Origin of the sequence: Hyphomicrobium sp., assembly GCF_051860585.1 — a bacterium.
Classification (GTDB): Bacteria; Pseudomonadota; Alphaproteobacteria; order Rhizobiales; family Hyphomicrobiaceae; genus Hyphomicrobium_C.
The window spans coordinates 203,072-217,342 of sequence record NZ_JBHYDS010000005.1 but is presented as its reverse complement, the minus strand read 5'-3'; the positions used below and the strand labels follow the sequence as shown (position 1 = coordinate 217,342).

At 64.9% G+C, this 14,271-nt stretch carries 9 protein-coding genes; 6 read left to right on the top strand and 3 right to left on the bottom strand.

Features of this window, described 5'->3' with window-relative positions; translation table 11 throughout:
• Positions 1–114 precede the first annotated feature (114 nt).
• From rpoC to ACTIFK_RS10220, 4 genes are all read left to right on the top strand, one after another.
• Positions 115–4,335, top strand: a complete 4,221-nt coding sequence (gene rpoC / locus ACTIFK_RS10235) for a DNA-directed RNA polymerase subunit beta' (RefSeq protein WP_439542965.1) — start codon at positions 115–117, stop codon at positions 4,333–4,335.
• Positions 4,336–4,603: 268 nt separating this feature from the next.
• Positions 4,604–5,995: a class II 3-deoxy-7-phosphoheptulonate synthase gene (locus ACTIFK_RS10230; RefSeq protein WP_439542964.1), complete on the top strand. Its 1,392-nt coding sequence runs from the start codon at positions 4,604–4,606 to the stop codon at positions 5,993–5,995.
• Between the two features lie 239 nt (positions 5,996–6,234).
• Positions 6,235–6,588, top strand: a complete 354-nt coding sequence (locus tag ACTIFK_RS10225; protein WP_439542963.1) for a hypothetical protein — start codon at positions 6,235–6,237, stop codon at positions 6,586–6,588.
• Positions 6,589–6,756: 168 nt separating this feature from the next.
• Positions 6,757–7,119, top strand: coding sequence for a hypothetical protein (locus tag ACTIFK_RS10220; RefSeq protein WP_439542962.1), 363 nt, complete (start codon positions 6,757–6,759; stop codon positions 7,117–7,119).
• A gap of 64 nt (positions 7,120–7,183) precedes the next feature.
• Here the strand turns inward: ACTIFK_RS10220 and ppa are convergent, their stop codons facing one another.
• Positions 7,184–7,714 (bottom strand): inorganic diphosphatase, encoded by a 531-nt coding sequence (ppa, locus tag ACTIFK_RS10215; protein ID WP_439542961.1) that lies wholly within the window; start codon positions 7,712–7,714, stop codon positions 7,184–7,186.
• Between the two features lie 201 nt (positions 7,715–7,915).
• Complete coding sequence (locus ACTIFK_RS10210; protein ID WP_439542960.1) at positions 7,916–8,875, bottom strand: AEC family transporter; 960 nt, start codon at positions 8,873–8,875, stop codon at positions 7,916–7,918.
• A 179-nt stretch (positions 8,876–9,054) separates the two neighbouring features.
• Between ACTIFK_RS10210 and ACTIFK_RS10205 the strand changes: the two genes are divergently transcribed.
• On the top strand, positions 9,055–10,719 hold the full coding sequence (locus ACTIFK_RS10205) for an NAD+ synthase (protein ID WP_439542959.1): 1,665 nt from the start codon (positions 9,055–9,057) through the stop codon (positions 10,717–10,719).
• Between the two features lies 1 nt (position 10,720).
• Here the strand turns inward: ACTIFK_RS10205 and ACTIFK_RS10200 are convergent, their stop codons facing one another.
• A complete protein-coding gene (locus tag ACTIFK_RS10200; protein WP_439542958.1) occupies positions 10,721–12,202 on the bottom strand; it encodes a protein kinase domain-containing protein in 1,482 nt (493 codons plus the stop codon).
• A 404-nt stretch (positions 12,203–12,606) separates the two neighbouring features.
• Here ACTIFK_RS10200 and ACTIFK_RS10195 point away from each other — a divergent pair, with 404 nt between their 5' ends.
• Positions 12,607–14,175 carry an FHA domain-containing protein gene (locus tag ACTIFK_RS10195; RefSeq protein WP_439542957.1) on the top strand — a complete coding sequence of 523 codons (1,569 nt, stop codon included), beginning with the start codon at positions 12,607–12,609 and terminating at the stop codon, positions 14,173–14,175.
• Positions 14,176–14,271: the final 96 nt, after the last annotated feature.

Sequence of the window (14,271 nt, the reverse complement as noted above, 5' to 3'; positions counted from 1 at the left end):
CATTTTCTAGGCCCGCCCGGGACCGCGCGAGCATCGCCGGAACGGGCAGGACGCAAACGACGAGAATTTTGAGGATCGCGGGCCCCACCCACCGCTGATCCCGGGAGAGAGCCGATGAACGAGATCACCAACCTCTTCAAGACCCAGGCGTCGGTCCCGACGTTCGACGAGATCAAGATCTCGATCGCGTCGCCGGACGATATTCACTCGTGGTCGTTCGGTGAGATCAAGAAGCCGGAAACGATCAACTACCGCACCTTCAAGCCGGAGCGTGACGGCCTGTTCTGCGCCCGCATCTTCGGACCGATCAAGGACTACGAATGCTTGTGCGGCAAGTACAAGCGCATGAAGTACAAGGGCCTGATCTGCGAAAAGTGCGGCGTCGAGGTGACGCTCGCCAAGGTGCGCCGCGAGCGCATGGGCCACATCGAGCTGGCCGCGCCGGTCGCCCACATCTGGTTCCTGAAGTCGCTGCCCTCGCGCATCGGCCTGCTGCTCGACATGACCCTCAAGGATCTCGAGCGCGTCCTCTACTTCGAAAACTACATCGTCACGGAGCCCGGCATCTCTCCCTTCAAGGAGAAGCAACTCCTGACCGAGGACCAGTTCAACCAGGCGATCGAAGAGCACGGACCGGACAGCTTCACCGCTGGCATCGGCGCCGAGGCCATTCGCGAACTCATGACCGGCATGGATCTCGAAAAGATCCGTGAAGACCTGCGCCAGGAGATCATCGAGTCCACCACCGAGCTGAAGCCCAAGAAGCTCGGCAAGCGCCTCAAGGTCATCGAGAGCTTCATCGACAGCGGCAACAAGCCGGAGTGGATGATCCTGACCGTCGTTCCGGTCATCCCGCCGGAACTGCGTCCGCTCGTGCCGCTCGACGGCGGCCGCTTCGCGACCTCGGACCTGAACGATCTCTATCGCCGCGTCATCAACCGCAACAACCGTCTGAAGCGGCTGATGGAGCTGCGTGCACCCGACATCATCATCCGCAACGAAAAGCGCATGCTGCAGGAGTCGGTCGACGCCCTGTTCGACAACGGCCGCCGTGGCCGCGTCATCACCGGCGCCAACAAGCGTCCGCTGAAGTCGCTCGCCGACATGCTGAAGGGCAAGCAGGGCCGCTTCCGTCAGAACCTGCTCGGCAAGCGCGTCGACTACTCCGGCCGTTCGGTCATCGTCGTCGGTCCCGAGCTGAAGCTCCACCAGTGCGGCCTGCCGAAGAAGATGGCGCTTGAGCTGTTCAAGCCGTTCATCTACTCGCGCCTGCAGACGCTCGGCCAGGCGGCCACCGTCAAGCAGGCCAAGAAGCTCGTCGAGAAGGAGAAGCCCGAGGTTTGGGACGTCCTCGACGAGGTCATCCGCGAGCATCCCGTGATGCTGAACCGCGCTCCGACGCTGCATCGCCTCGGCATTCAGGCGTTCGAACCACAACTGATCGAAGGCAAGGCGATCCAGCTTCACCCGCTGGTTTGCGCAGCCTTCAACGCCGACTTCGACGGCGACCAGATGGCCGTCCACGTTCCGCTTTCGCTGGAAGCCCAGCTCGAAGCGCGCGTGCTCATGATGTCGACGAATAACATTCTGCATCCCGCGAACGGCCAGCCGATCATCGTCCCGTCGCAGGATATCGTGCTCGGTCTCTACTACCTGTCGATCGTCCGTGAAGGCCAGCCCGGCGAGGGCATGGCGTTCGGCTCGGTGGGCGAAGTGCGTCATGCTCTCGAGGCAAAAGCGGTTTCGCTGCATGCCAAGATCAAGGGCCGCTTCCGCTCCAAGAACCAGGACGGCGACGAGGTCGTCGAACTGGTGGACACCACGCCGGGCCGCATGATCTTGGGCGAAGTGCTGCCGCAGAAGCCGGGCGTGAAATTCGCGCTCGTCAATCAGCTTCTGACGAAGAAGGCCATCTCCGGCATGATCGATGCCGTCTACCGTAACTGCGGTCAGAAGGAGACGGTGATCTTCTGCGACCGCATCATGGCGCTCGGCTTCCATCACGCGTTCAAGGCCGGCATTTCGTTCGGCAAGGACGACATGCTCATCCCCGACTCGAAGACGAGGATCGTCGCCGAGGCGACGGAACTCGTTCGCGAGTTCGAGCAGCAGTACAACGACGGCCTGATCACCAGGCTCGAGAAGTACAACAAGGTCGTCGACGCCTGGTCGAAGTGCACCGACCAGATCGCCAAGGAGATGATGGATCGCATCTCGACCAATCCGCGCGACAAGGATGGCCGCGAGCTCCAGGTCAACTCGATCTACATGATGAGCCATTCTGGCGCCCGCGGCTCCGCGGCGCAGATGAAGCAGCTCGCCGGCATGCGCGGCCTCATGACCAAGCCTTCGGGCGAGATCATCGAGACGCCGATCATCTCGAACTTCAAGGAAGGCCTGTCGGTTCTCGAGTACTTCAACTCGACCCACGGCGCCCGTAAGGGTCTCGCGGACACCGCGTTGAAGACCGCAAACTCCGGCTACCTGACGCGCCGTCTCGTCGACGTCGCCCAGGACAGCATCATCTATGAAGAGGATTGCGGCACCGATCGCGGCATCAAGGTCCAGGCCGTCGTCGACGCCGGTCAGGTGATCGTGTCGCTCGGCGCCCGCGTGCTCGGCCGTACCGCGGCCGAGGACATCGGCTTCACCAACGAGAACGGCGAAGAGACGATCATCATCAAGGCCGGCGACCTCATCGAGGAACGCCACGCCGACGCCATCGAGAAGGGCCAGATCCAGGAAGTTCGCATCCGCTCGGTTCTCACCTGCGAGACCATCACGGGCGTCTGCGGCAAGTGCTATGGCCGCGATCTTGCGCGCGGCACGCCGGTCAACATCGGTGAGGCGGTCGGCGTCATTGCCGCTCAGTCCATCGGCGAGCCCGGCACGCAGCTCACGATGCGCACGTTCCACATCGGCGGCACCGCGAACGTCGTCGACAGCTCGTTCATCGAGAGCAACTTCAACGGCAAGGTGAAGATCAAGAACCGCGCCATCGTCAAGGACGGCCAGGGCCGTCTGGTCGCGATGGGCCGCACCATGTCGATCGTCATCGTCGATCAGTCGGGCAAGGAACTGGCGACCCACAAGGTCCAGTACGGCGCCCGCGTGCATGTCGACGAAGGCGATGAGGTCAAGCGCGGCACCAAGCTCGCTCAGTGGGACCCCTACACCCGTCCGATCCTCACCGAGGCTACGGGTAAGGTGGAGTTCGAGGATCTCATCGAGGGCGCGTCCGTCCGCGAGCAGACCGACGAAGTGAAGGGCACCACCAACCGCGTCATCGTCGATTGGCGCGCAACCCCGCGCGGCGCCGAGTTGAAGCCTGCCATCGTCATCAAGGACTCTAAGGGCAAGCACATCAAGGTGGCCCGTGGCGGCGATGCCCGTTACCTGCTGACGGTCGAGGCCATTCTCTCGGTCGAGCCGGGTCAGGAAGTCAAAGCGGGCGACGTCATCGCGCGTATCCCGCTCGCCTCCGCCAAGCAGAGCGACATCACGGGCGGTCTTCCGCGCGTGGCCGAACTGTTCGAGGCACGCCGTCCCAAGGACCACGCGATCATTTCCGAGGTCTCGGGTACGGTCGAGTTCGGCAAGGACTACAAGAACAAGCAGCGCATCACGATCAAGCCTCTGGACGAAACCCAGGAGCCGGTCGAGTACCTGATCCCGCGTGGCAAGAGCCTGGCGGTCCAGCCCGGCGACCACATCGAGCGCGGCGATTACATCTATGACGGCAACCCTGCGCCGCACGACATTCTGGCGATCAAGGGCGTCGAGGAACTCGCCAACTACCTGATCAACGAGATCCAGGACGTCTACCGTCTGCAAGGCGTGACCATCAACGACAAGCACATCGAGGTCATCGTCCGGCAGATGCTGCAGAAGGTCGAAATCACCGACACGGGTGAGACGACCTTCATCAAGGGCGAGCAGGTCGACCGCATCGAGTTCGACGAGGAGAATGCCAAGTTCGAGAAGGCGGGCAAGCGCCCGGCTTCCGCGACACCGGTTCTGCTCGGCATCACGAAGGCATCGCTGCAGACCCGCTCGTTCATCTCGGCTGCGTCGTTCCAGGAGACCACGCGCGTGCTCACCGATGCTGCCGTCATCGGCAAGTCGGACACGCTCGAAGGCCTCAAGGAGAACGTCATCGTCGGCCGCCTGATCCCGGCCGGCACGGGTGGCATGCTGCGCGGCCTCCGCCGCATCGCGGCCAAGCGCGACGAGCTGATCAGCAAGGAAAAGGCGAAGTCGGACTCCGACCGGTCGCTGTCAGGCCCCGGTGAAGCCGGTGGTCCGGCCCGCCGCCGCCGCCGCGTGGCCGAGTAGGCCACGCACTAGGCGAGTGGCCGAGTAGGCCGCCCACGAACTGCTGACGAAATAGGAAGGCGGCCGGGAAACGGCCGCCTTCATTGTTTTTTATCGGCCTTATGGCCCAGGCCGGGCGCGTGTTTTGGCCCCCTGCTGCCGTCTGGCCATCGGCGGACAGTTGCCCTATAAGCCCCGCTAGAAAAAGCAGCGTCAGACAAAGGGTAAACGGCCGCCGGCCGCCCGCCCTGGACAACTGGCGAAGCGCGTGAGGAAGGTACTGACGACAATGGCCGCAACCTGGTCTCCCGAGAGCTGGCGTTCTTCTCCGATCGTCCAGGTCCCCGATTATCCCGACGCCGGCGCGCTGCGTGACGTCGAGGGCCGTCTTGCGACCTTCCCGCCGCTCGTCTTTGCAGGTGAGGCGCGCGACCTGAAGCGGACGCTCGGCGAAGTGGCTCGCGGCGAGGGCTTCCTGCTGCAGGGCGGAGACTGCGCCGAGAGCTTCCTCGAGCATCGCGCCGACAACATCCGCGACTTCTTCCGCGTCTTCCTGCAGATGGCGATTGTGCTGACGTACGCCGGCGGCAGCCCGGTGGTGAAGCTCGGCCGCATCGCTGGCCAGTTCGCCAAGCCGCGCTCCTCGTCGACCGAAAAGAAGGACGGCCAGGAGCTGCCGAGCTACCGCGGCGACATCATCAACGGCGCCGAATTCACGCCCGAGGCCCGCATCCCGGACCCCGCCCGCCAGCTTGAAGCCTATCGTCAGTCGGCGGCCACGCTGAACCTGATCCGCGCCTTCGCGACCGGCGGCTATGCCGATCTCGAGCGCGTGCACCAGTGGAACATGGGCTTCGTCAAGGACAGCCCGCAGGGCCATCGCTACCAGGAACTCGCTGATCGCATCGCCGAAACGCTGACGTTCATGCGCGCCTGCGGCATCACGAGCGAGAACACGCCGCAGCTCCGTTCGACGCGGTTCTACACGAGCCACGAGGCGCTCCTGCTCAACTACGAGCAGGCGCTGACCCGTCTCGATTCCACGAGCGGAGATTGGTACGCCACGAGCGGCCACATGCTCTGGATCGGCGACCGCACGCGCCAGCCCGATCACGCGCACGTCGAATATTGCCGCGGCGTCAGGAACCCGATCGGCATCAAGTGCGGCCCGTCGCTGGAGGCCGATGGCTTGCTGCGCCTGATCGACATCCTGAATCCGAAGGACGAGGCCGGCCGCATCACGCTCATCTGCCGCTTCGGCCACGAGAAGGTAGGCCAGCATCTGCCGAAGCTCATTCGGGCGGTCCAGAAGGCCGGCCGCACCGTGGTCTGGTCGTGCGATCCGATGCACGGCAACACCATCAGCGCCGCCAACGGCTACAAGACGCGGCCCTTCGATCGCATCCTGAAGGAGGTCGAAGCCTTCTTCGACGTCCATCGCGCCGAGGGCTCGCACGCGGGCGGCATTCACGTCGAGATGACCGGCCAGAACGTGACGGAATGCACGGGCGGCGCCACGGCGATCTCGGAAACGGATCTGCTCGACCGCTACCACACGCAGTGCGATCCGCGCCTCAATGCGGATCAATCGCTCGAGCTGGCGTTCCTCGTCGCGGAGCGCATGAAGCTCGAGCGCGAGGCGCGTAGCGCGCCCCCGCGACCGGAGGTCGCTTTCGGCTAAGTGGCCGGAGGTCGCTTTTGGCTAAGTGACCGGAGGTCGCTTTTGGCTAGGTGACCGGAGGTCGCTTTCGGCTAAGTGACCGGAGGTCGCTTTCGGCTAAGTGACCGGAGGTCGCCTTCGGCTAAGTGACCGGAGGTCGCCTTCGGCTAAGCGACCGGGCGGAACTGACACCCGCCCGCGGGCGTTTTCACGGACTGGGCCGTGGGGCGGGCGCCCCACGGCCACCGGAGAACAACGCCATGAAAATCGACAGGAAATGGGCCAAAGGGGCGCTCGCCGCCTGGGCGATGCTCGCTCTGCCGGCCACTGCCTTCGCCGCGAGCGAATTCGCTGGCACCTGGAAGGTTCAGGACACCTCGGGTGCGTCGTTCGAGATCACCTTGACCGACGCCGGCGAAGCCTCGGCAACCCGGTCCGGCGAGGGCATGAAGGGCACCTGGACCGAGGAAGGCTCAGCCGCCGTCATCAAGTGGGACACCGGCTGGACCACTAAGATCACCAAGGAGGGCGGCTCCTACACCAAGACCGCGTTCGAGGTAGGCAAGGCTGTGCCGAAGGAGGGCAACAGTTCGCCGGCCGAGAAGGTGAAATAGGCTCAGCAGCGCGACCGGATCAGTCCATCTCCGAGACCCGGACTACGGCAAATTGCCGTGGTCTTGCCGGCTCGGGCCAACACCGAGGGGAACCCCTCGGTGCGCGAGGCGTTTTTCATGAGGTGAAGGTCGCGCCAGATGCCCGGCCGCCGAAAAGCGGAGGAGACGATGGCAAGCCTCAGCAAGCAGGGGAGCGCGATGCTCTCCAGTTTTTTGAACGTCGTGGGCGGCAGCGACCAGAATTTGTCGGGCAGCGAATTTGCCGGAACGTGGGAAGTCCGCGACAGCAAGGACACGCCGTTCGAGATCACGCTCTTCGGGTCGGGAACGGCCGAAGCCAATCGCGCCGGCGAAGGCATGACCGGCACGTGGAGCGTGGACGGCCCGGCCGACGGCGCCACGGCCGTGATCACCTGGGATACCGGGTGGACGACGAAGATTACGCACATGGCCGACGGCTACGTGAAGACCGCTTACGATCAGACGGCCGCAACGCCGACGAACACGTCGACTGCGCAAAAGGTCGACTAGAGTGCTTCCGGAAAAGTGGGATCCGGTTTTCCGATAAGAAGCACGACGAAACGAAGGGCGCCGATCAGGCTTTGGCGGCGCGCGCGATGGCTTCGGAGATCAGACGCCGCGCCTCTTCGGCGTCGCCCCAGTGGTCGATTTTCGCCCACTTTCCAGGCTCGAGATCCTTGTAATGGGCGAAGAAGTGCTCGACCTGCTGCATCGAGATCGCGGGCATGTCGGTGTAGTTCTTCACCTTGTCGTAGCGCTGTGAAACCTTGCTCGACGGCACGGCGAGGATTTTCTCGTCGCCGCCGCCCTCGTCCTCCATCACGAGGACGCCGATAGGCCGGCAATTGATCACCGCGCCGGGGACGATCGTGCGGGTGTTGCACACCAGCACATCGATCGGGTCGCCGTCATCCGACAGCGTGTGCGGCACGAATCCGTAGTTTCCCGGATACCGCATCGGTGTGTAGAGGAAGCGGTCCACGATCAGCGTGCCCGACGCCTTGTCCATCTCGTACTTGATCGGCTCCCCGCCGACCGGCACTTCGATGATGACGTTGATGTCGTGCGGCGGGTTCGTGCCGATGGGGATCGCGTCGAGGCGCATGAATAGGCTGCCTTTTGATTTTGGCGAATGGATTGCTTCGCCAGAACGTGCTCCAAGGCGCGCGGGCACACAAGAGGCGGATGTGTCGCCCTCGTTGTTCCTTGGTCGAACACGGAGGGTTTCGATGGACGGAGGGTTTCGATGGCCACGGTCCGACGTGGGTCCGACGTGTTGCCCACGCAGGTTCGACGCAGGTCCGGCTCAGGGCACCGGTACGGCACTGACGCCGAGCCCGAGGGCCATCATCACCAGCGGAACGGTGAGCAGGGCGGCGATGGTCGAGATGAGGATCACGGCCGAGGTGACGAGGGCCGGCAGCCGGTAGAATTCCGCAACGATCAGCGGCCCGGACCCGGTGGGGAGCGCCGCGAGCAGAATGGCCATCGCGGCAAGACGGGACGGGACGGCAAACAGCGTGGCGAGCGCGACCGTCAGCGCGGGATGCACGATGAGCTTGACCGCAGTAAGCGCCAACGAAAGCCGCACCTCGGCTGCCGCGACCGCGCGCGGTTCGGCCAGCACCAGTCCGATGACCACGAGCGCCAAGGGGCTCGCCGCGCCGCCGAGCATCTTGAGGAACGTGTCGGCGGCTTCGGGAAATCCAAGCCCCGACGCGCCATAGAGAACGCCGAGGACGGGCGCGATCAGGATCGGATTCTTTGCGAGCGATACCGCGACCTTGCCGGCCAGCCGCAGTGGCCGCCGTTCGCTCTGGCTGGCGAATTCAATCAGCACGATGGCCGAGGCGTTCAGGACGCAAACGGTAATGATCGACGCGATGGTGACGGGCACGAGACTTTCCCGGCCGAAAATGATCAGCAGCACCGGAAAGCCGATGTAGGCGGTATTGGCGTAGGAGCCGAGCAGCCCGTTGATGCCTGCCGTCGACAGTGTCTGGCCTGCGATCAGGCTACCCGCGACGAGTGCGAAGAAGATCACGCCGCACGAAAGCCCGTACGCCGCGATGAAGTGCGGCTGCGCAAGTTCGCTCCAGCTCGCGTGCGCCATGACGTCGAACAAGAGCGCCGGCAGGGCGAGGTAGACGACGAAGCGGTTGAGCTCCGAGACCGCTTGCGTCCCGAGCACGCCGATGCGCCGGGTCGCGTATCCGCACGCGATGAGCGCAAACACCGGCGCGATGATCGAGAGAATGGACAGCATCGTACAGCGCTCAAACGAAATGGCCCGGCTCGCTCGCCGTGATAGGGGGAAGGCCGCTGCCGGTCCAGCACTTCGCGCTAAGGGCGATGTCTCGCCCGCGGTTCCGCCGGGCAAGACCCGCACGGCGCGGCGGCTTGCTGCTGGACCGGGACGGCACTCCGCCTTAAATCTTGCCGGGCATGACAAATACAGAAACCTCGACCCTGAAAATCGCGCTGGCGCAGTTGAACCCCATCGTGGGCGACCTGGACGGCAATGAGCGGAAGCTGCTCGCGGCTCGTGATGAGGCCGCCGCGCTGGGCGCGGACCTGATCGTCTTCCCGGAGCTGTTCCTGACCGGCTACCCGCCGGAGGACCTCGTGCTGAAGCCTGCCTTCCACAACGCCGCCCGTGAGCGCGTGGAAGCCCTGGCGAAGCGCCTCGGTCCCGGCCCGGCCGTCCTTGTCGGCACGGTGTGGCCGGACGCGGAGGGTGTCTACAACGCGGTCGTCCTGCTGGACGAGGGCGAGGTCTCCGCCGTCCGCTTCAAGGTCGATCTGCCGAACTACGGCGTCTTCGACGAGAAGCGCGTGTTCAAGGCCGGCGAGCTGCCGAGCCCGATCTCGTTCCGCGGCGTCCGCCTCGGCGTGCCGATCTGCGAGGACATCTGGAAGGACGAGGTCACCGAATGCCTTGCGGAGTGCGGGGCCGAAATCCTGATCGTTCCAAACGGCTCTCCCTTCGACTGGAAGAAGCCCGATCTGCGCGTGAACGTCGCCGTCGCGCGCGTCACCGAGACGGGATTGCCGCTGGCTTACGTCAACCAGATCGGCGGACAGGATGAGCTGGTGTTCGACGGGGCGTCGTTCGTGCTGAATGCTGACCGCAGTCTCGCCGTGCAGTTTCCCGCCTGGACCGAGCACGTCGCCGTCACGGAGTGGACGCGCACGGCCGAGGGCTGGCGGTGCTTGCCCGCCCCGCTTGATCGCGTGCCCGAGGGAGACGCGTCTGCGTATCAGGCCTGCGTGCTGGGCCTGCGTGACTACGTCGACAAGAACCGCTTCCCCGGCGTCGTGCTCGGACTATCGGGCGGCATCGACAGTGCCCTCGTGGCCGCGATGGCCGTCGACGCGCTGGGACCGGATCGCGTCCATGCGATCATGATGCCCTACCGGTATACGTCGTCCCAGAGCATCGCCGACGCGGAAGCCTGCGCCGCAGCACTCGGCATCAAGCTCGATACCGTCCCCATCGCGCCCGCGGTCGAGCATCTGAATGCCTCGCTCGCCCCTCTCTTCGCGGGCCGCGCGCCGGACATCACGGAGGAGAACGTCCAGAGCCGGGTGCGTGGCGTGATCGTCATGGCGATCTCGAACAAGTTCGGCGCCATGGTGCTCACCACCGGCAACAAGAGCGAGATGAGCGTGGGTTACGCCACGCTCTACGGCGACATGAACGGCGGCTTCAACCCCGTCAAGGACCTCTACAAGCTCGAAGTCTATCGGCTTGCGCGCTGGCGCAATGCCCATGTGCCAGCGCATGGCCTGGGGTCGGCCGGCATCGTCATTCCCGAAAGCATCATCGTGCGCCCGCCCACGGCCGAACTGCGTGAAAACCAGCTCGACCAGGACAGCCTGCCGCCCTATGAGGTGCTGGACGACATCCTGACCTGCCTTGTCGAGCAGGAGATGCCGGTGGCGGACGTCGCCTCGCGTGGCCACCCGCTCGATGTGGTGAAGAAGGTGGAGCGGCTGCTGTATCTCGCGGAATACAAGCGCCGGCAGGCCGCGCCCGGCGTCAAGATTTCGAGCCGCAACTTCGGCCGCGACCGCCGCTACCCGATCACCAACCGCTTCCGGGAGTAGCTCACTTCGCCTTGGTGCCGTCGGCGCAGAATGTGAGTGCCACCTGGCAGAGCCCGTAGGCGCGCTCGCAATCCCAGCTGGCGTCCTTCTGTGCCAGAGCCATCGATTCTCCCGACGCGGATTTCCAGCGTCCGGGATCGGTCGGGACTTCCGCAAGCGACCAGCATTGCTGCTTCGAGATGGTGGCGATGACTTCGCACCCGGCGCCGCCGAGTTTGTCCGTGCAGGATTTGATCGCGGCCGTCTCCGCCGCCGCGCGGGTCGGCTCCTCCACGCGCGCGAAGATGTTGCCGCCGTTGTTGACGACCGCGCCCCAGCATTCGGACTTCGAAAAAAGGCCGCCGCATTCGGCGAACGGACCCTTCTTGCCGCCGAGCAGGAACAATCCCGCGCCCGCGATCAGCGCGAGCCCGAGCGCCCCGGCCGCTCCATAGACCGCCCATCGGCCGCTGGCGCTCTGCGGCAGGCGGGTCGCCGCCGCCAGGCGCTGGAACGTCGAGCTGACGACTCCCTTCGATTTCGCCGTGCCCGACACTTTTTGTCGTGAGCTTTGTTGCGTGCGCCGCACCGCGGTCTGCGGCTCGGACGACACGACCTCGCTCCCCTCGAGAAGCTGCGGACGCCACGCCCGGATCGATTGCGGACGCTCGGCGGGCGGCAGCTTCAAGGCCGCGTCGATCGCCTTGAGGAAGCTCTCGCGGTACTGCCCCGCCGCCGCCTTCGACGCTGGAATGAGATCGTCGGAGAGTTGCCGCGAGGTCGCCTCCATCGGGCGCTCGCCGGTCACCGCCCGGTAGAGCGTCGCCGCGAAGGCGTAGATGTCGGTCCAGGCGCCATAGCGGTCGGCGTTCGACGTGTACTGCTCCGGCGCCGAATACCCGCTCTTGAACACGAGCGCGGATACGAGCTGCGAATGCTGTTTGATCTCGAAGCGCGAAGCGCCGAAATCGAGCAGGATCGGCGCGCCGTCGGCCGCCCGGATCATGACGTTCTCGGGCGAGAAATCGAGGTGCCACGTGCGGTTTTCGTGCACGAGTTCGAGGGCGCTCAGCAGCGGCCCCGCGACGAGGTCGAGTTCGTCCTGCGTCGGCTTGCTGTCAAGCCCGCGCAGCCACTTCTCGAGCGTCATGCCGCGGACGAGATCGAGCACCATGTAGGCGGTTTCGTTGAGTTCGAACACGCGCCGCACGGCAATGATGTTCGGGTGGTTGAACTGCGCCAGCAGGCGGGCTTCATCGAAGAACTTCTTGAGGCCCCAGCGATAGTCCGCTTCCGAGTTCGCCCGCGCCAGGAACTTGAGGCTGGTCCCTTCGCGCCTGACCAGGTCCTCGGGAAAGAACTCCTTGAGGGCGAACTCCTTGTTCAGCATCTCGTCGTTGATGAGATACGTAATGCCGAAGCCGCCACGCCCGAGCAGACCGGTGATCACATACTGATCGATCCGCGTGCCGTCCCGCAGCACGGCCTCGTTCTGCCCCTCCATGGATCGGCGCCCTCCTAGTGCTTCCGGACAATCGTCGTGCTTCCGGAAAGTAAAAGCAGTGCTTCCGGAAAAGTGTGAAGCGGTTTTCCGATCGGAAGCACGACCGACTAAAGCAGTGCTTCCGGAAAAGTGTGAAGCGGTTTTCCGACAAGAAGCACGCCGAACAAAGAACGCGTCGCTCCGTCCCGGATGAGGGAGCACCATGCCCCATTCGCCTTGAGCCGGAAAGGGTTACTCTGTGTTCCTCCAGATCCGGCCGGGGGCCGGTTGGGAGACGTCTATTTCGCCCGATAACACTAATGCAGATGAGGCCGTGGACGCCGGTCTCGCGATGTTGAACCCCCCACATCGTCAGCGTAAGATGAATCCCTCGATCCACCCGGACGACACCTGGAGACGCATGCATGCGGCGCCGACTGAGGCAGCGCGAAGCGGTAGTGGCGATTGGTTTGCTGCTCTCCGTTTTGGGATCGTCGGTCGCGGGCGCCGCTGACCCGAAGCTGTTCGTGAAATGCCAGGAGCCCGCTAAGGCGTCCGGCGCCGGGCAGGGGACCGTCACGTGCGACGTACGCGCCTCCGGAGCGGCTGTTTTCAAGGATTTGAAGGCCACGATCAAAGGCGAGAAGGACCCGCTCGACACTAAGTTCGAGGCCTTCGATCCCGCCTCGCAGGGCACCACCACCGCCTACATGATCCAGATCCTGCCGAACAACCGGCGCACCACGCTGTCCCAGATGGGCGACGCCGTGGTGACCTTCACCGATCAGCGCGTCGGCAAGCGCCGCTTCATGGCCTACACGTTCGCGAACGACCTCGCGCTGGTGGCCGATTCAGGCACGTCGAAGGCCGAGTTCGTCCGCCAGATCATCGCCATCAAGCCCCTGACAGCGACCATACAACTCTACAAGACGGCGCTCCAAGCCGTCGAGGCGCTAGCGAAGGAGACCGGCGATCGCAAGGCCCTCGTGATACTGGCCGACGGCACGTCGGACGACACCGGCTACAGCCACGATCAGGTGGTGAAGGCCGCCAAGGACGCGGGCGTGACCATCCACGTTCTCGGCTACTACGACGACAAGAATGCGCGCCCGCAGTTCCAGAAGCTCGCCCGCCTCGCCGAGGACACGGGCGGCTCCGCGACCGAGGTGAGGCAGGGCGCCGCCAACAAGGATTTCACCAAGGACTTGGTGACGAACCGGTTCGCGGGTGAGGTGCTGGAGAACGGCGGCAAGGCGGTCGTGACCCTCAAAGGCCCGGCCGGCGCACAGACCATCGAGGTCAAAGCAGACCTGACCGACGGCAAGACCCTCGTCGCCGAGGAGAAGGTCACCGTTCCCGCTGCCGCGCCGCCGGCCTACGACGGCCCCGCGTTCGAGCGCTCGGCGGAACCGGAGCCCGAGCCGAAGGGCACATGGGAGCAGATTTCCGACTGGGCGGAGGACAACTCTTTCATTGTCGTGGCGCTGGGTGTGCTGCTGGGCGCGGGGATCATCGCGTTCGCCGTCTACGGCCAGCAACTGCTCGGCATGGCCCGTGGCGGCGTCGCCGTGCCAGCGGCCGCGCCTGAGCGGCAAGCCGCGAGCTATGACGACGACGCCGACGATCCGATGACCACCGAGGGCGGAGGCGAGGGCGAACTGCTGCGCGATGCGGAAGGCCGCCCCGTCGTCTACGGCTGGCTCGAAATGCTTGACGGCAACGCCTCGCGCCATCCCCTCCGCACCACCAACGTGCGCGTCGGCCGCCACCGCGACAACGACATCTGCCTCCAGAACGACTCCATTTCGCGCCGCCACGCCGTGCTGCACTACAACGCCGACACCCGGCGCTTCGTGATCACCGATCTCGGCGGCGGCAACGGCGTCGTCGTCAATAAGACCAAGTACAAATCCCGTGAGTTGAGCGACGGCGACATGGTGGAGCTGGGCGAGGTTCGGCTGCGGTTCCGGGCCGAGACGGAGTTCTTGACGTAAGCGCAGTCCAAGGCGGCGACAGCACGTGCACGACGGCCCGAGACATTGAGAGACCCGGCAGAGCGCGCCATCGGCCATCGCGCCCGCCGGGAGACC